The sequence below is a fragment of the Pseudonocardia phyllosphaerae genome (assembly GCF_046546475.1).
GTDB lineage: Bacteria > Actinomycetota > Actinomycetes > Mycobacteriales > Pseudonocardiaceae > Pseudonocardia > Pseudonocardia phyllosphaerae.
On record NZ_JBKGXS010000002.1, the window covers coordinates 566,212 to 583,830 of the forward strand.

Sequence of the window (17,619 nt, forward strand, 5' to 3'; positions counted from 1 at the left end):
GCTCCCCGTCGGGGCCCGGGAGGGACACGCATGCCGCCGGTCAGGTCGTTCTGGGACGCCGTCGAGGACCGCCTCGCCCGTGACGGTGCCGACGCCCGCCTGGTCGCCGGTCCCGGCGTCGGGCTGCCGGACGGCGTCACCCCCGGTGCGCTGGCCCGGGTGCTCGGCCTGGAGGCGCACCACCTGCGCCGCGCCGACCTCGCCGGACGCCCGGGGCTGCTCGCTCAGCAGGTCCTGACCAGGGCGAACGCCACCGGCGACGAGGTGCTGGCCCGGGCCGCGCGGGCGGCGCTCGACGCCGGCGGGCACCTCGCGCTGACCGCGCGGTGGCGCACCCGCCCGCCGTCGCCGGCGCTGCTGGGCACCCTCGACGGGCACGGGTCGGCGCCCGTGGTCGACCTCGCGTTCGAGCCGGGCGGGCTGCTGCTCGCCGTCGACGCCGACGGCGCCGCGCTGGCCTGGGACCCGGCCGAGGGCTTCGCCGTGGCTCCGGAGCCGTTCGCCGCGGACGCGCCCGTGCGCCGGGTCGCGGTGTCCGGGGACGGCGGGCTGCTCGCCGTCGCCGGGGCGGCCGGGGTGCGGGTGCTGACCGAGCACGGCCGGGAGGCGCTGGCGCTGCCCGGTGTCGGCACCGGGCACCTGGTCGCGATGCAGTTCCTGACGACGGCGGCCGGCTCGACCCGGCTGGTCGTCGCGACCGGGGCCGACGCCGGGTCCAACGGCACGGTGACCGTGCACGACGTCGTCGGGACCGGTGCGCCCGTGCCGCTGCCGCACCCGCTGCCGGTGGTCGCGCTCGGCACCGCCGCGGGCACCGTGGTCACCGCGGACCTGGCCGGGACACTCCGTGTCTGGGACGCCGCGTCCGGTACCCGGCGGCAGATCGTCGGCGGCTCGGCCTGCGGGGTCGCGGTCGCCGGGCGGTCGGTGCTGGTCACCACCGACGACGGCTCCGTGCTGCGGTACCCGGTGATCACCGGGCCGTGCGGGGACGGGCTGGGCACCCCGGAGACCCTCACCGAGGACGGCTCCGTCCCGACCGCCGTCGCCGCGGCCGGGGGCGACGCGCTGCTGGTCGCCCGCGCCGGGAGCGCCCGGGTCGACGTCGTCGGCGCGGCCACGCCGGGGGCGGCCCGCTCGCTGACCGGGCACCGCGCGCCGGTCCGCGCACTCGCCACCACCCCCGACGGCCGCCTCGCCGCCACCGGCGACGACCGCGGCCGCATCCTGCTCTGGGACCTGACCGCCACCGGCCCCGAGGTCCCCGGGCCCGCCGCCGGCACCCAGGGCCCCCGGCCCGGAATCGACACCGCCGCGACCGGCCCGGTCACCGCGCTCACCGTCGCCGACGACCTGGTAGTCGCGGTCACCGAAGGCGGCGAGCGGTGCGCCTACGACCTCGCCACCGGCGAGGGCCGCTGGACCCGCGACGACGAGCTCCCCGCCGCGCTGTGGGCCGACCCGTCCGGGCGTGCGCTGTTCGCCGCCGACGGCGCCTCGGTGCGGGTCGCGCACGCGGGCAGCGGCGGCACCACCGGGACGACGACCGCGCCGGGCACCGTCCTCGGCGGGTGCGGCGCGCTGATGGTCACCTGCGACGGCACCGCAGGCACGGTCGCCGTCGCCGACGCCCGCTCCGGGCGCGTGTTCCGCTCCGTCGCGCTCCCCGGCGCAGCGGGTGTCCCCGAGCGCGCCGCGGTCACCCCCGGCGGCACGACCGTCGTCCTCGCCGCCGCGGCCGCGCTCACGCTGTGGCGCCCCGCCGAGGGACGGCTGGTCACCGCGCCGCTCCCGGCCGAGGTCACCGCGCTGGCCCTCGACGACGAGGGCCAGCACCTGCTCACCACCGACACCGCCGGTGACGTCCGGATCTGGACACTCGACGCGTCCGGCCCGGCCCCGGAGCTGCCGGTCGTCGCGGCCGTCGACCATCCGGACGCGCTGCGCCGGCCGCGGACCCTGCCGATCCCCGCGCAGGGCGGGCAGGTCCGCGAGCAGCCGCCCGCCCCGGCCGTCGGGCTGCCCGGGCACCGCGCGGTGACCGGCGGCGCCGACGGCACGGTCCGGGTGTGGGACCTGGCCGCGGCCGTTCCGCTGGCCCGGGTCCCGCTCGACGGCCCGGTGACCGCGCTGGCCGCGTCCGCGGACCGGGTCGTCGCCGGGGACGCCTCCGGCGAGGTGCACGTGCTCGACCTGGTGCAGGGCGTGCCGGACATCCCCGCGCCCCGGGCCGGGACCGGGCCCGCGGACGAGCCGCCGGCGGCGGACGCGGCGAACTCCGGCGGGCCCGGCACCGAGGCAGGGGCCGACGAGGCGACCAGGGTGCGCCCGTCCCGCCTGCGCCGCCTCTTCCGCCGCGGCTGAGGCCTCAGGCGCTCCCGTACCCGGCGAACTTCTCGCGGAGCGTCTTCTTCGAGAACTTCCCGACCGAGGTCTTGGGCACCTCGTCGATGAACTCGACGGCCTCGGGCAGCCACCACTTCGCGACCCGGCCGGCGAGGAACTCGATCAGCTCGTCGGCGGTGACGGTCGCGCCGTCCTCGACGACGACGCAGGCCAGCGGGCGCTCCACCCACCGTTCGTGCGGGATCGCGATCACCGCGGCCTCGGCGACGGCCGGGTGGGCCATGATCTCGTTCTCCAGCTCCACCGAGCTGATCCACTCACCGCCGGACTTCACCAGGTCCTTGGTGCGGTCGACGAGCTTGACGTAGCCGTGCTCGTCGACGACGGCGACGTCGCCGGTGGCCAGCCAGCCGTCGTCGGTGAAGGCCTTCCCCTCACCCTCGCCGCGGTAGTACTCCGCGGCGATCCACGGGCCCGCGACCTGCACCTCGCCGGTGGCGACACCGTCCCACGGCTGCTCCTCGCCGGTGTCCGGGTCGACGATGCGCAGGTCGACCAGCGGGACGGGGGCGCCCTGCAGCGCACGGATCGTCGCCTTCCCGTCGTCGTCGAGATCGTCGTGCACGCCGCGCAGCGCACCGAAGGTCGCCAGCGGCGAGGTCTCGGTCATTCCCCAGGCCTGCAGGATCGGGACGCCGATCGCCTCGCGGAAGCCCTCCGACAGCGACTTCGGCACCGCCGACCCGCCGCAGAGCAGCGCCCGGATCGAGCTCAGGTCGTAGTCGCCCGTCTTGGGCAGCATGCCCATCCAGATCGTCGGGACACCGGCGGCGACGGTGACGTCGTAGGACTGGATCAGGCGCAGCAGCGCGTCCGGGCTCATGTCCGGGCCGGGCAGCACCAGCGACGTGCCTGCCATCAGGCAGCCGTAGGGCAGACCCCAGGCGTTGGCGTGGAACATCGGCACGACCGGCAGCACGACGTCGCGTTCCACCAGCCCGACGCCGTCGGCGAACAGGGTGCACAGCGAGTGCAGCACCGTGGACCGGTGGCTGTAGACCACGCCCTTCGGGTTGCCGGTGGTCCCGGACGTGTAGCACATGGCCGCCGCGGTGTTCTCGTCGTCGACGACGAACCGGCCCTGGTACGGCTCGGCGGCGGCGAGCAGCTCCTCGTAGTCGCGGATCCGCGGGTCGTCGGGGATGTCCACGGGCGCGCCGTCGTCGATGACGACGACCGTGCGGACCGTCTCCAGCCGGTCGACGTTCGGCCAGAACAGCCCCAGCAGGGACCGGTCGACGAACACGACCTCGTCCTCGGCGTGGTTGGCGACGTAGACGAGCTGGTCGGGGAACAGCCGCAGGTTCAGCGTGTGCAGCACCCGTCCGGTGCACGGCACCGCGAGGTAGAGCTCCAGGTGCCGCGCGGTGTTCCAGCAGAACGTGCCGACCCGCGCGTCGGCGGACAGGCCCAGGGTGTCGAGCACCGTCGCGAGCCGGCGGGTGCGGGCGGCCCAGTCCGCGACCGTCGTGGTCTCGACGGTCCCGGCCGGGGTCGCCGTGTGGATCTCCTTCTGCCCGAACAGCTGCTCGGCGCGGTGGAACACGTTCGGCAGGGTGAGCGGGCGGTCCTGCATCAGTCCGAGCATCGTTGCTCCCGGTTCGGGGCCGGCCGTCGCGGGCCGGTCGGGGACGGCGTGACGACGCCACCGTAACGGAGATTATGTTCCGGGCGAACCATTCGTCGCCCGGCGGCGGGGACCGGATCCCCGGGACGAAACCGCCACCCGCTGTCGGACACGGCGACGGCCTGTCTTAACGTTCGAGTGTGGGCGTGCGGGCCCGGAGCCCGCTGCGCCTCCCTTGAGGGTCCAGCCACCGGCCCACGTCCCCGGCCTCGTGACGGGGACCGTTCCCCGCGCAGACAGTTCAAGCCGCGCAGACAGTTCAAGCGCTGCCGGGGCCCGGCGGACGAACCCGGGACGGCGCCACGTTCCGTGGTCCTCCCCCGCTCCGTCGTGCGCCCCGGCCAGGCGGAGGTCGAGATGCTTTCCGGATCATCGGACGCGCACCGCATCCTGCGGGCCTGCCGCGCCGATCCGGCGTTCCGTGCCACGCGGTCGCCCTACCTCCTCATCGACCCGGACCTGCGGATCGCCGGGGCCAACCCCGCGTTCGGCTACGCCGTGCTGCGCGATCCCGACACGCTGGTCGACCAGCAGCTGTTCGAGGCGTTCCCCGCCCCTCCGCACCAGCCGGACGCCGCGGGCCGGGAGCTGGTCGCGGCCTCGATCGAGCGGGTCCTGCGCGAGGGGCGCCGCGACCGCCTCCCGGTGCTGCGCTACGACATCCCGGCCCCGGACGGCGACGGGTTCCTGGAGCGGATGTGGCTGGTCGTCAACTCCCCGGTCGACGACGGCCGCGGGCAGGTGGTCGGCGTGCTCAACCACGTCGAGGACGTCACCGCTCTGCTCGGCACGTCCGGAACGGACGGTCCGGGGACGGTCGCCGGCCAGGCCTGCAGCGCCCTGCTGCACTCCCTGGAGGCCGAGAACCGGACACTGCGCGACCGCTTCGCCCGGCACGTGACGATCGAGCAGGCCAAGGGCGTACTGATGGCCCGCCGCGGCTGCGACGCCGACGAAGCGTTCACCTTGCTGCGCAAGCTTTCGCACGAGACGAACAAGAAGGTGCACGTCGTCGCGGAGGCACTGCTCGCCGGCGCGGCCTCCGATCCGGACAGGCCGTCCTGAGCTGTCGCCGAGCGGTCGATCTACGCGCCGTGTCGTGCTGCCGTCCGTGACCGACTGCGGCACGATGCGTGACGACCGACGTCGATCATCGGAGGCGACATTGGCACACACACGCGCGATCGAGGACGGTTCGCCCGCCGGAACGCTGACGGGCCGCTACCTCATCACCCTGGGAGACGACCTCCTGGGTGACGACCACGCCGCGGCCCGCAGCACCATCCAGGAGCTCACCGGGATCTCGAGCGTCACCACGCTCGACGACCTCACCGGCTCCTCGGACGCCTCGGCCCGCCCCAACTTCTTCGGCCGGCTCGGCATCGCCATCGCCGAGCTGGACGACACCCAGCTGCAGACCGCCCGCGACGACCAGCGGATCGTGTCCGTCGAGCCGGAGCGGATCCTGCGGACCCTCGACGGCGGGCTGTCCGCCGACTACCTGAAGGGCTTCGCCGCCGCGGCGAACTTCCTCAGCGGGGAGGCAGCCGCAGCGGTCGAGGCGGCGGCACCGCCGTCGGCGCAGTTCGCCGACGACGACAAGCTGACCTGGGGCCTGCAGGCCACCGGCGTCGGCAACTCGCCGCAGACCGGCGCCGGGGTCACGCTCTGCGTCCTCGACACCGGTCTCGACCTGCAGCACCCCGACTTCGCCGGACGGCAGATCGAGTCCCGTTCGTTCGTCCCGGGCGAGCAGGTGCAGGACGGCCAGGGCCACGGCACGCACACCGCGGGCACCTCCGGCGGTACCGCCACCCCGAGCTCCGGACGCCGCTACGGCATCGCGTCGCAGGCGAAGCTGCTGATCGGCAAGGTGCTGAGCGACCAGGGCTCCGGTTCGGACGCCCAGATCCTCGAGGGCATCGAGTGGGCGATCAGCAGCGGCGCGCAGGTCGTGTCGATGTCGCTGGGCGCCGACCTCAACGAGGTCTCCGCCGCCTACGAGAACGCCGGGCGCCGCGCGCTCGACGCCGGCACCCTGATCATCGCCGCGGCGGGCAACAACGCCAAGCGCTCCCAGGGCAACGTGGGCTTCGTCGGGGTCCCCGCGAACAGCCCGTCGGTCATGGCCGTCGCCGCCGTGGACTCGGCGCTGGCGATCGCCGACTTCTCCGCGGCCAGCTCCCAGGTCGAGGGCGGGCAGATCGACATCGCCGGGCCCGGCGTGGACGTGTACTCGTCCTGGCCGATGCCCGAGCGCACCAAGACGATCTCGGGTACGTCGATGGCGACCCCGCACGTCTCGGGCATCGCGGCGCTGTGGTCGGAGAAGACCGGGGCGAAGGGCCGCGACCTGTGGACCCAGCTGGTCCAGGCCGCGCAGCGCCTGCCGCTCCCCTCGGGCGACGTCGGTGCCGGCCTGGTCAAGGCGCCGGAGAACTGAGATGTCCGACGAGCGGGTGCTGGTCACCGTCGCCGACGGCGAGAAGATCGACGACGTCGTCGCCCGGCTGCGTGACGCCGGTGTGACGGTGGAGAAGGTGCTGTCCGGGGCCGGGGTGATCGTCGGGACGATCGCCCCCGGGATCCGCAGCACGATCGAGTCGCTGTCCGGGGTCGCCGGGATCGAGCAGGACCGCGAGGTCCGCCTCGACCCACCCGACGGCCCGCAGTAGCACCACCCGTTCCACCCCGTACGACGACGGAGCCCCGCCGATGCGCATCGGCGGGGCTCCGTCTCGTTCCTCGTTCCGGGCGGCCCCGCCGGCTGCCACTCTCAACCGGCGGGACCTGAACCGTGCGCCGCTCCCGGGCCCGGCGACGGCATGGTCGGGGTCTACCCGGCCGGTGCCGCTCTACACCGCGTCGCCGCCGTCGATTCGCTGATGCTGATTCGCTGATGTGGACTCGGCGAGGCCCTTCCCGGCACCGGCCCCGGCACGGGACCGGTCTCAGCGGTGCCCGTGGCAGGGCAGCCCCGCCGGGCGGCCCGCCCCACCGGTGTGGGTGCCGGGCCCCGGCCCCGCGACCGGCGCGGGCGCGGGGCGTGCGGTGCGGGCGCCCAGCACGACGTCGGGCAGCACCGCGCGCGGCGCGATCTCGAGGTACTCGCCGAACGGCGCGGCGCCGGGCTCGGCCGGGGCCACCACGAGCAGGTGGGTGCCCGCCTCCGGCGGGGCGACGGCGAAGTGGCCGCCGGCGTCGGTGACGGCGCGGTCGAGCTGCCGCCCGGCCCGGTCGACGAGCGTGACGGTCGCCGCCGCGGGCAGCCCGTCCGGGCCGCGCACGCGCCCGGACGCCGTCGCGCCGGCCTCGGGTTCGCTCCCGGCCGGGGTGACGAGCCCGAGCAGCGACTCCAGCTCGGCGGCCACCAGCCCGGCCTCGCGGGCCAGCGGGGCCAGCGGGTCACGGGCCCCGGCGAGCGTCACCACCAGCTCGACGACAGCCGTGTAGCTGCCCTCGGGAGGGCGCCGTCCGGCGGCGGCGTCGGTGAGCAGCTGCTCGAGCCGCGAGCATGCCGCGGTCAGCACCGCCGCGCCCGGCCCGCTGCCCGCGACGCCGATCCGTTCGGTGGCCCGGGCGAGCCTGCGGGCGTGCTCGGCCAGCGCGGTGAGCGTCGTCAGCCGCCGCACGTTGTCCGGGTCGGTGACCCCGGTCCGGGTGCGGGACAGCGGGCGGCCCAGCAGCAGCGCCTGGTACAGCGCCGCGTCGAGCGCGCGGGCGGCGGCGCGCAGGTCGTCACGGGGCTCGGCCGGGCGGCGCAGCGCGTGGTCGACCCCCTGCAGCAGCCCGGCGAGTGCGGTGAGCAGTCCACGCCGGGCCGCGTCGGCGGCGACCCGGGTGCGGGTGGGCAGGATCAGCGCCGACGCCAGGCAGCCGGCCAGGCCGCCGACGATCGTCTCCTCCAGCCGCAGCACCATCAGGTCCGGCGTGAAGCTGCCGAGCAGGGCGTACAGCTCACCCAGCAGCAGGGTCAGGAAGAAGATCATCAAGCTGTAGTAGAGCTTGAAGAAGTAGATCGCCCCGAAGATGCTGATCAGCACCACCGGCAGCACGACCTGCGGGGAGGTCCCCAGCAGCGGGACCAGCGGGATCGCCAGGAGCAGCCCGAGCATCGTCCCGCCGATGCGGTGCGCGGCCTTTCGCAGCGTCTCCGCGACCGTCGAGGTACCGGCGAACGCCAGGAACGCCGCGAGGACCGCCCAGTAGTAGCGCTGCTCGGACAGCGCGTCGCCCACGACGATGGCGACGGTCGTGGCAGCGGCGACCTGGACCGCCTGCCGGGTGGTCAGCGAGATCCGCAGCGGGCCCTTCGGCTGCTCCGGGACCTGCTCGCCGTCCTCGGCGGCGGCGCTCTCCGCGGGCGGCTGGTGGATCTTCATGACGGTGCCCGCCGAGCCGGGCAGACCGCCGCCGAACAGCTGCACGGCCGGGACGAAGCCGTCCTCGCCCTCCTCGGCCCCGCCGGACGCGGCGGCCGTCCACTCGCCACGGGCCTGGGTCAGCAGCAGCGCGTCGGCCGCGAGCCGCTGCAGCCCCGCCGGGGCGTCCCCGGGCCGGGAGCCGGCGAGGCGCTCGGCGTGCCGGGTGAGGTCGTCCCACCGGCCGGCACGCAGTGCGGTCAGCACCTCGCGGGCCTCCTCGGGCGAGGTGATCGCCGCGGCGGGGACGGTGCGGGTGAGCGCGGCGGCGACCAGCTCGGCGTCGAACACCGAGCGGCGGACGGTGCGCGCGGCCTCGTCACCGGTGACGGCGTCGGGAGCGCCCAGCTGGCCGTCGATGACCAGGGCGCATTCGTTGAGCCGGGCGAGCAGGCTGCGCAGCCGCGCCGTCGCGCGGTCGTGCTCGGTGCTGCCGGGCTCGGCGTCCATGATCCGCAGGACGGTGCCCGCGACCCCGGAGATCCGGGCCTCGAACGAGCGCAGCATCCGCGCCAGCACCCGGTGGTTGCGGACCGGCATCAGCAGCAGCGACAGCACCATCACCCAGACGACGGCGACGACCACGGCGATCGCGACCCCGCCCAGCTGGGCGATGTGCATGTTCAGGAACAGGGCGAAGAAGTAGCCCATGAACCCGGCCATGCCGGCGCCGAAGTAGCGCAGCCCGAAGCGGCGCAACCACACCGCGACGAACGCGACGACGACGAACATCGCCAGCGACAGCAGCCGGTTCGCGTCGACCAGCACCGCGACGAGCGAGCCCGCCAGCAGGAAGGGCGGGAGCAGGCACAGTGTCAGCGCCTGCCCGCGCCGGGTGGCGTCGAGAACGCCCAGCGTCGCGAGGATCGCGACGACGCCGCCGAGCATCATCGGAACCATCGCGCTCGGCAGGCCCATGAGATGCGCGACGAGGAACTCGACCAGCATCGCGGTGCCGATGGCGACGACGGAGCGGCCCGCGGTGCGCAGGCGGACCATGCCGGGGTCGGCGGCGACGAAGCGGTCCCGGGCACGACGCAGCCGCGCCGGGATCCGGCGGGCACGCTCGTCACCCGGAGCGGGCGGGGCGGGGGTGGCGGGGGCGCTCACCCGCGCCCTCGGACGGCCCCGCGCTCCCGGACGGCACTGATCAGCAGCAGATGTTGCACATGCTAACAATACCGTGCGTGATCCCCTCGCCTCCAGCCGCGGGTGCCGTCGGTCCGATCACCCCGGGACCGCCCGGTGATCACGAGCTGGGAAGGAATGCGGCCACCGTTGGCCGGATCCGCTCCCAACTCGTGATCACCGGGGCAGCCGCCGACGTTCCAGGGCGTGCCGGACCTGGGCGACGACGCGGGCCGGCGCGGTCTGCAGCTCGTGCCAGGTCACGCGCAGCACGATCCACCCCGCGGTGACCAGCTCGTTGCTCTTGCGGCGGTCGCGGCGGAAGCGTTCGACGTCGCTGTGCCACGCCCAGCCGTCGAACTCGATCGCGACGCGTTCGGCCGGGAAGGCGAGATCGAGGGTGAAGGCACCGAACGGGTGCCCGAGGACCCAGCCCGAGATCCGGGCGTCGCGCAGGAGCCGCACCAGCCGGCGCTCGGCGGTCGAGGCCGCCCGGTCCCCCGCCGCGACGAGCAGGGCGCGGACGGCCGGGGCGCCGCGGGCACCTGCCATCCGGCACCACGCCTCGTACACCGCGTCGAAGGTGACCCATCGCTGCAGGGCGCGGTCGAGGAACGCCGCGCCGTCGTCGAGGGCGGCCGCCGCCTCGAGCGCGGTCAACGGTCGCGCGGTGACTCCGACGCCGCGGACGAATGCGCGGTCGACCGGTGCGAGATCGCGGCGACGCACCCGTGTCCCGGGCCGGGCGCCGCGAGTCACGGGACGCGGAACGGTCACGTCGACCGTCATCGGCGGGACGTCGAGCATCCGGTGCCACCACGCCGCGGCCGCCCCGGACAGCACCGCTTCGTGCCCGGCCCACAACCAGGTGCCCCGGCAGCGGGCCGCCGTTCCGTACCGGTGGCCGCCACCGAGCAGGACTCCGGGATGTGGCGAGCGCCAACGGCCCTCGGCGATCCGCCTGCGCACCGTCCGCACGGAGAACCCGCAGCTCACCGCCTGCGCGACGGTGGCGATCCCGTCCTGTGCCCGCAGTACCGCGTCCAGCTCCGCGTCCCGGCCCATCCGCGGACAGTGCAGGTGCCGCGCCGCCACCACACCCGGTTCCGCCCGACCCGTCGCATCCGCGAACGGCCGGTGATCACGACTTCGGAGGGAATGCGGCCAACCGTGGCCGGATCTCCTCCGAATCCGTGATCACGGAGCCGACGGTCAGGTCGCGGAGTCGGCCAGGTCGTAGAGCCGGTGGGCCTCCTCGCCGAAGTGCGACTCGACGTTCGCGGCGGGGCCGCCGGTGATCGCGGCGGAGGTGACTCCGGTGACGAACCCGTTGCCGGAGCGCGCACCCGGCCCCGTCAGCCATGGCCCGCCGGACGCACCCGGGGTGAAGTCGCAGCCGACGCCGCTGGTGCCGTCCTCGAGGACGTCGGTGCGCCCGGAGCAGGTGCGCAGCGTCTCGCCGTCGTAGGGGGCCTCCGCGGGGTAGCCGAGCACCGTGACGTCGCGTTGCAGCGGGGACTCGAAGGCAATGCCCTCTGCCCCGACGACGTCCTGGATGCGCCGCCCGTCCCGGTCCGGGGAGATCCTCAGGAACGCGACGTCGTGGGTGGGGTCGACGTCGCGCAGACCGTCGTCGTCGGGCCGGGCGCCGGTGCCGGTGCGCCAGCCGCGCGGGACCCAGGCACCGTCGACACGCCAGACCCCCTCGGGTGCCGTGTGGTCACGGTAGCCGGGAGCGAACCGGGCGGTGCGGAGGTTGCCGTAGCGCCCGGCGGAGTAGACGCAGTGCGCCGCGGTCGCCACGACACTGCGCGACCGGGACGCGACGACGGTCGCGGTGCAGCCCCAGTCCCCCACGATCAGCAGGCCGACGGTGCGGGTGCCGCGCCCGCGGGCCGGCGGCGCCTTCGCCGGTGCCACGTCCGCCACCGCGACCCGCCCGGTCCCCGCAGTCCCGGCGGACGCGCTCGCCGGCGGCACCGCGACCAGCGAGAACAGCAGGACGAGCACCCCCGCCCAGCCCACACGTCCCCGACGACTCCGTACCGCTGCCACGCCTCGCCCGACCATGGCTCCCCCATCACCGCGTGCGGCCGCCCGGAACGGACGGCACCGGCACCCGCGGTCGCCCCGCATTCTGGATACCCCCTCCCGGGAGCCCTCGCAGCGTGCATCAGGGCGAATCCGTACGACCGATGAGATCCGGGCCCGGATCCGGTCACCACTGACACGACCATCCGAGGAGGTTTCCGATGACCGACACCACCGGGCACCGCGCCCCCGCCCTGCCGCCGATCGTCGACCGGGACACCTGGCAGGCCGAGCTCGACGAGCTGCGCCGCCGGGAGAAGGCCGCCACCCGCGAGCTCGACGCCGTCGCCGCGCAGCGCCGCCGCATGCCGGCCGTGGAGATGCCCGACTACGTCCTCGACGGCCCGGACGGCCCCGTGCACCTGTACGAGCTGTTCGGCGACGCCACCCAGCTGATCGTCTACAACCACATGTTCACGCCCGGGAACACCTGGCAGTGCGGCGGCTGCACCGGCTTCACCTCGCAGTTCACCCGGTTCGAGGGTCTCGCCGCGTTCGACGCCCGGTTCGTCGTCGTCACCCAGGGCCCGATCGACGAGGCGCTGGCCTACAAGCGCCGCGTCGGCAACCGGATGGACTGGTACTCCACCGCGCACAGCAGCTTCGGCAGCGACGTCGGCGCCCCGCCCGGCGGCGGATTCGCCGTCAACGTGTTCCTGCGCGACGGCGAGCGCGTCTACCGGACGTGGCACACCGACGGCCGTGGCACCGAGCAGCTGTCGTTCCTGTTCGGGCTGCTCGACACGCTGCCCTACGGCCGCCAGGAGGTCTGGCAGGACGTCCCCGACGGCTGGCCGCAGGGACCGACCTACTCCCGCTGGCTCGACTCGAAGGACATCGCCGCCGCCTACGGCGAGGAGCCGGGGGACGCCGTCACAGGAAGCTGACGTTCTGCGCCAGCGCCAGGTGCCCGGAGTAGTTGACCGTGGTCGTCGAGCGGCGCATGTAGGCCTTCCACGCGTCCGAGCCGGACTCGCGGCCGCCGCCGGTCTCCTTCTCCCCGCCGAACGCGCCGCCGATCTCCGCACCGGACGTGCCGATGTTGACGTTGGCGATGCCGCAGTCGGAGCCGTCGGCGGCCAGGAACCGCTCGGCCTCGGCCTGGTCGGTCGTGAACACCGACGACGACAGCCCCTGCGGCACGTCGTTCTGCAGGGCGATCGCCTCGTCGAAGTCGTCGTAGGTGAGCACGTAGAGGATCGGTGCGAACGTCTCCTCCCGGACGACGCCGGTCTGGCCGGGCATCCGGACCAGCGCCGGTTCGACGTACTCACCGGGCCCGTCGAGGCGTCGCCCGCCGGTGACGACCTCGCCGCCCTCGGCCCGGGCCCGGTCGAGTGCCGCGGTCATGGCGTCGGCGGCTGCGGCGTTCACCAGCGGTCCGACCAGGGTCTTCTCGTCGTAGGGGTCGCCGATCGGCAGCGACCGGTAGGCCGCGGCGATCCGGTCGACGAGCTCGTCGGCGACGTCGCGGTGCACGATCAGCCTGCGCAGCGTGGTGCAGCGCTGCCCCGCGGTGCCTGCGGCGGCGAACACGACGCCGCGCAGGGTCAGCTCCAGGTCCGCCGACGGCGTCACTATCGCGGCGTTGTTGCCGCCGAGCTCCAGCAGCGACCGGCCGAACCGAGCGGCGACCCGCGGCCCGACCTCGCGGCCCATCCGGGTCGATCCGGTGGCGGAGACGAGCGCGACCCGCGGGTCGTCGACCAGTGCCTCGCCGACGGCGCGGTCCCCGAGCAGCAGGTGGTGCAGCCCGCGCGGGGCGTCGACGGCCTCGATCGCGCGCTCCAGCAGCCGGGCCGCGGCGATCGACACCAGCGGCGTCGCCTCGGACGGCTTCCACAGCACCGGGTCCCCGCAGACCAGCGCGTTCGCGGTGTTCCACGCCCACACCGCGACCGGGAAGTTGAACGCCGAGATCACCCCGACGACGCCGAGCGGGTGCCAGGTCTCGGCGAGCCGGTGCCCGGGCCGCTCGGAGGCGATGGTGCGGCCGAACAGCTGCCGGGACTGCCCGACGGCCAGGTCACAGATGTCGATCATCTCCTGGACCTCGCCGAGCGCCTCGGAACCGATCTTCCCGGCCTCCAGGGTGACCAGGTCCGCGAGATCGGTCCGGTGCTCGCGCAGCAGGTCGCCGAAGACCCGGACCAGCTCGCCGCGCACCGGCGGCGGCGTGGTGCGCCAGGCCACGAACGCCTCCGCCGCGGCACCGACCGCACTGCTCACCTCGTCCGGGGTGGTGGCGCGCAACGAGAACAGCGCGTCACCGGTGACCGGGGTCCGGGCGGTCAGCCCCTCGCCCTCGGGCAGTACGGCCCCGACCCGCTCCAGGCTCACGCGGGCCCGCTCGCGCAGGTCGTCGCGGGTGGGCAGGCGCAGGGCGGTGTCGGTCATCGCGGGCTCCGTTCGTGACGGTGGGTCGGGCTGCCGGGTACGGCGGTTCCGATCCTGCCCGGTCCGCGCACCGGGGTCACTCCCGTGGCAGCGCTCCTTATAGTTGTCCGACGTGCGAGGAGCAGGAAGCAGCGTGGCCCGGGAGCTCGTGCGGTTCGCCCCGCACGACGGAGCCCACCGGGCGGCGATCCGGTGCGCGGTCTCGGCCGGGGTGCCGATGCTGGTGCTCCTGGCGACCGGCCGGCTGGACCTGGTCGGCGCCGCCGCGTTCGGCGCGTTCACCGCCATCTACGGGCGCAACCTCACCGTCCCGGGCCGCACCCTCGTCCAGGGCGTCTGCGCGACGATCCTGACGCTGTGCGTCGCCGTCGGCGTTTCGGTCGCGCACCTGCCGGGGCAGCCGTGGACGGGGCTGCTGATCCTGGCCGTCGTCGCCGGGCTGGTGACCGTGGCCGGGGAGACGGTCGGCTGGAAACCGGGCGGGCCGCTGTTCTTCGTGTTCGCCGCAGGCGCCTTCGTCGGGGCGCCGCCGATGCCGCCCGGTGAGGCGCTGGGCACCGTCGCGACGACCGCGGCGGTCGCGGCGTTCTCGGTGCTGGTCGGCAGTGCCGGTGCGGTGTTCGCCGCGCACGTGCGCGCCCGGCGGCCGCTGGTCGTCGCGGGCCCGCGGGCGGTGCTGGCGGCCGGGATGCCCACCGACATCCTGATCGCCTGCCTGGTCACGGTGCCGATCGCCGTCGGGCTCGGGGTGGAGCACACCTACTGGGCGCTGGTCGCCGCGGTCGTCCCGCTGTCGGTGCACGGCCGCCACGAGCGGGTCACCCGAGCGGTGCTGCGCGTCGCGGGGACCGCGGGCGGGCTCGTCGTCGCGGGCGGGCTGCTCGCGCTCGGCCTGCCGGTCTGGGGCGTGGCGGTGGTGGTCGTGGTTCTGCAGGCGTGCGCGGAGCTGTTCGTGCTGCGCAACTACGCCGCCGCGCTGCTGTTCATCACGCCGCTGGCGCTGCTGGTGAGCAACCTGGCCCATCCGCTGCCGCCGGTGGAGCTGCTGCTGGACCGCCTGGTCGCGACGGCCGTCGGCATCGTCGTCGCGCTGGTCGTGCTCGTGCTCCGCGACCGGTTCGACCGGCGCACCGACTCCCGCAACGGACGCAACGGCGACGAAACACCGGCGTAACCGCCGTCACAAGGACTGCTCCGGGCGTCAAAGCCAGTGCCCGCAGCGAAAAGCGCCACGGGGTCTCCTCCCGCCACTCTCGGTGCCTGACGCGCCACCCATCACGAGGCGGAGGAGCACCATGACCGCGACCTACGAGCCGGAGACGGCGGACGCCACCACGACCGTCCGCGGCGCCTGTCCGCAGGACTGCCCGGACACCTGCGCGATGCTGGTGACCGTCGACGGCGACGGCAAGGCCACCAAGGTGGCGGGCGACCCGGACCACCCGTACACCAACGGCGGCCTGTGCGTGAAGGTCAACAACTACCTGGACCGCGTCTACGACCCGGGCCGCGTGCTGTTCCCGATGCGCCGCACCGGCCCCAAGGGCAGCGGCCGGTTCGAGCGGATCTCCTGGGACGACGCCGTCGCCGAGATCGCCGCGAAGTTCACCGCGATCGCCGACGAGTACGGCCCCGAGGCGATCATGCCGGTGAGCTACCTGGGCACCCAGGGCATCCTCAACGGCCTCAACGTCGGCGACCCGTTCTTCGCCAAGCTCGGCGCGACGATCGCCGAGCGCACCTACTGCGACTCCGGCTCCTGCACCGCCTACGCCATGACGATCGGCGACACCGCGGGCGTGGACCCGGAGAGCCTGGTGCACTCCAAGTTCATCCTGATCTGGGCCTGCAACATCAAGAGCACCAACCTGCACCTCTGGCCCTACATCAAGAAGGCGAAGAAGAACGGCGCAAAGGTCGTCGTCGTCGACCCGATCCGCACCCGCACCGCTGTCTCGGCCGACCAGCACATCGCGCTGCGCCCCGGCACCGACGGCGCGCTCGCGCTGGCCATGGCGCACGTGATCATCGCCGAGGGACTCACCGACGACGACTACATCGCGAACTACACCGTCGGCTACGACGAGTTCGCCGAGCGCGTGTCCCGCTACACCCCGGAGTGGGCCGCGACCGAGACCGGCGTCCCGGCCGAGACGATCCGCACCCTGGCCCGCGAGTACGCAGGCGCCCAGCCGTCGGTGATCCGGATCGGGGTCGCCGTCGAGCGGCACGCCGGCGGCGGCCAGACGGTGCGCGCCCTGTCCTGCCTGCCCGGCCTGGTCGGCGCGTGGCGCAAGCCGGGCGGCGGGATCCTGCAGCTGCCGCTGTGGGCGTTCCCGGTGAACTGGCCCGCGTTCATGCACCCGGAGATGCTCACCCCGGGCACCCGCGTGGTGAACCAGTACCGGCTCGGCGCCGCGCTGTCCGGTGAGGACCTGCCCGAGGGGCCGCCGCTCAAGGGCGTGATGGTCTACAACTCCAACCCGGTCGTCACCACCCCGGACCAGGACCGGCTGGTCGAGCAGCTCAGCCGGGAGGACGTCTTCACCGTCGTCTCCGAGCAGTTCATGACCGACACCGCCGAGCTCGCCGACATCGTCCTGCCCGCGACGACGCAGCTCGAGCAGGACGACATCATGTTCTCCTGGGGCCACCTGTTCGTGACCTACAACCACCGCTCGATCGACCCGATCGGCGAGGCGGTCCCGAACACCGAGATGTTCCGGCGGCTGGCCGCCGCGATGGGCTACGACGACGACGTCTTCCAGCGCACCGACGAGGAGATGATCGCCGAGGCGTTCGACTGGTCCCACCCACACATGGAGGGGATCACCGTCGAGTCGCTGAAGGAGAAGGGCTGGCAGCGGCTCAACGTCCCAGCCCCGGAGGACTACGCGCCGCACGCCGAGGGCGGCTTCCCGACGCCGTCGGGCAAGGCCGAGTTCGTCTCCGCCGCGGCCGCGGGCGGCAACTTCGTCGTCCCGCTGTTCCGCCAGGGCTCCAACGACCACCAGCCCGGCCAGCCGGTCGACCCGCTGCCGCACTACATCGCGCCGCGCGAGTCCGCCGCGACCAACCCGGAGCTGTACGCCCGCTACCCGCTCAACCTGCTGACGCCGAAGTCGCACGCGTTCCTGAACTCCAGCTTCGGCAGCCACGACTTCCACCGCCGCGTCGCCGACGAGCACATGCTGATCCTGCACCCCGACGACGCGGCCTCCCGCGGCATTGCCGACGGCGCCCCGGTGCGCGTGTTCAACGACCGCGGCGAGTTCACCGTCGTGGCGTCGCTGCAGCAGACGGTGCCGACCGGCGTCGTCGTCAGCCCGATGGGCGGCTGGCGCAAGAACTCGAAGTCCGGCGCCACCCTCGCCGCGGTGAACCCCACCGTCTTCGGCGACCTGGGCAACGCGCCGACCTTCTCCGACACGCTCGTCGAGGTCGAGATCGCCTGACCCGCAGGCGACGGCGGCCCGGCCGGTGCTCCCCACCGGCCGGGCCGCCGCCACCGCCGCCCAGTGCGATCACCACGCAGTGCGATCCCGATGT

General features: G+C 74.4%; 12 protein-coding genes. 7 read left to right on the plus strand and 5 right to left on the minus strand.

Annotated elements, in window-relative coordinates:
- Positions 1 to 30 precede the first annotated feature (30 nt).
- Positions 31 to 2,364, plus strand: a complete 2,334-nt coding sequence (locus ACLE50_RS07960; RefSeq protein WP_410942758.1) for a WD40 repeat domain-containing protein — start codon at positions 31 to 33, stop codon at positions 2,362 to 2,364.
- Between the two features lie 4 nt (positions 2,365 to 2,368).
- Here ACLE50_RS07960 and ACLE50_RS07965 read toward each other — a convergent pair whose 3' ends face one another.
- Complete coding sequence (locus ACLE50_RS07965; RefSeq protein ID WP_410942759.1) at positions 2,369 to 3,994, minus strand: long-chain fatty acid--CoA ligase; 1,626 nt, start codon at positions 3,992 to 3,994, stop codon at positions 2,369 to 2,371.
- Positions 3,995 to 4,390: 396 nt separating this feature from the next.
- Here ACLE50_RS07965 and ACLE50_RS07970 point away from each other — a divergent pair, with 396 nt between their 5' ends.
- The 3 genes from ACLE50_RS07970 (at position 4,391) to ACLE50_RS07980 (ending at position 6,708) form a co-directional block, all read left to right on the plus strand.
- Positions 4,391 to 5,098, plus strand: coding sequence for an ANTAR domain-containing protein (locus ACLE50_RS07970; protein WP_410942760.1), 708 nt, complete (start codon positions 4,391 to 4,393; stop codon positions 5,096 to 5,098).
- 100 nt (positions 5,099 to 5,198) lie between these two features.
- The gene (locus tag ACLE50_RS07975; protein WP_410942761.1) at positions 5,199 to 6,476 is read left to right on the plus strand and encodes a S8 family serine peptidase; all 1,278 of its coding nucleotides are present in this window, start codon (positions 5,199 to 5,201) and stop codon (positions 6,474 to 6,476) included.
- Between the two features lies 1 nt (position 6,477).
- Positions 6,478 to 6,708 carry a hypothetical protein gene (locus ACLE50_RS07980; RefSeq protein WP_410942762.1) on the plus strand — a complete coding sequence of 77 codons (231 nt, stop codon included), beginning with the start codon at positions 6,478 to 6,480 and terminating at the stop codon, positions 6,706 to 6,708.
- A gap of 276 nt (positions 6,709 to 6,984) precedes the next feature.
- On the opposite strand, the gene ACLE50_RS07985 is transcribed toward ACLE50_RS07980, so the two are convergent.
- The 3 genes from ACLE50_RS07985 to ACLE50_RS07995 form a co-directional block, all read right to left on the minus strand.
- Positions 6,985 to 9,564: an FUSC family protein gene (locus ACLE50_RS07985; protein ID WP_410942763.1), complete on the minus strand. Its 2,580-nt coding sequence runs from the start codon at positions 9,562 to 9,564 to the stop codon at positions 6,985 to 6,987.
- A gap of 195 nt (positions 9,565 to 9,759) precedes the next feature.
- Positions 9,760 to 10,647 carry a DUF559 domain-containing protein gene (locus tag ACLE50_RS07990; RefSeq protein WP_410942764.1) on the minus strand — a complete coding sequence of 296 codons (888 nt, stop codon included), beginning with the start codon at positions 10,645 to 10,647 and terminating at the stop codon, positions 9,760 to 9,762.
- A gap of 147 nt (positions 10,648 to 10,794) precedes the next feature.
- A complete protein-coding gene (locus tag ACLE50_RS07995; protein ID WP_410942765.1) occupies positions 10,795 to 11,592 on the minus strand; it encodes a trypsin-like serine peptidase in 798 nt (265 codons plus the stop codon).
- A gap of 242 nt (positions 11,593 to 11,834) precedes the next feature.
- Between ACLE50_RS07995 and ACLE50_RS08000 the strand changes: the two genes are divergently transcribed.
- Positions 11,835 to 12,560 carry a DUF899 domain-containing protein gene (locus tag ACLE50_RS08000; protein WP_410942766.1) on the plus strand — a complete coding sequence of 242 codons (726 nt, stop codon included), beginning with the start codon at positions 11,835 to 11,837 and terminating at the stop codon, positions 12,558 to 12,560.
- Here the strand turns inward: ACLE50_RS08000 and amaB are convergent.
- Positions 12,547 to 14,070 carry an L-piperidine-6-carboxylate dehydrogenase gene (amaB, locus tag ACLE50_RS08005; RefSeq protein WP_410942767.1) on the minus strand — a complete coding sequence of 508 codons (1,524 nt, stop codon included), beginning with the start codon at positions 14,068 to 14,070 and terminating at the stop codon, positions 12,547 to 12,549. The two genes, ACLE50_RS08000 and amaB, sit on opposite strands and share 14 nt — an antisense overlap.
- 112 nt (positions 14,071 to 14,182) lie before the next feature.
- On the opposite strand from amaB, the gene ACLE50_RS08010 reads away from it, so the two are divergent.
- Both ACLE50_RS08010 and ACLE50_RS08015 read left to right on the plus strand, forming a co-directional pair.
- The gene (locus ACLE50_RS08010) at positions 14,183 to 15,244 is read left to right on the plus strand and encodes an FUSC family protein (protein WP_410942768.1); all 1,062 of its coding nucleotides are present in this window, start codon (positions 14,183 to 14,185) and stop codon (positions 15,242 to 15,244) included.
- Between the two features lie 121 nt (positions 15,245 to 15,365).
- Positions 15,366 to 17,525: a molybdopterin-containing oxidoreductase family protein gene (locus ACLE50_RS08015; RefSeq protein WP_410942769.1), complete on the plus strand. Its 2,160-nt coding sequence runs from the start codon at positions 15,366 to 15,368 to the stop codon at positions 17,523 to 17,525.
- Positions 17,526 to 17,619: the final 94 nt, after the last annotated feature.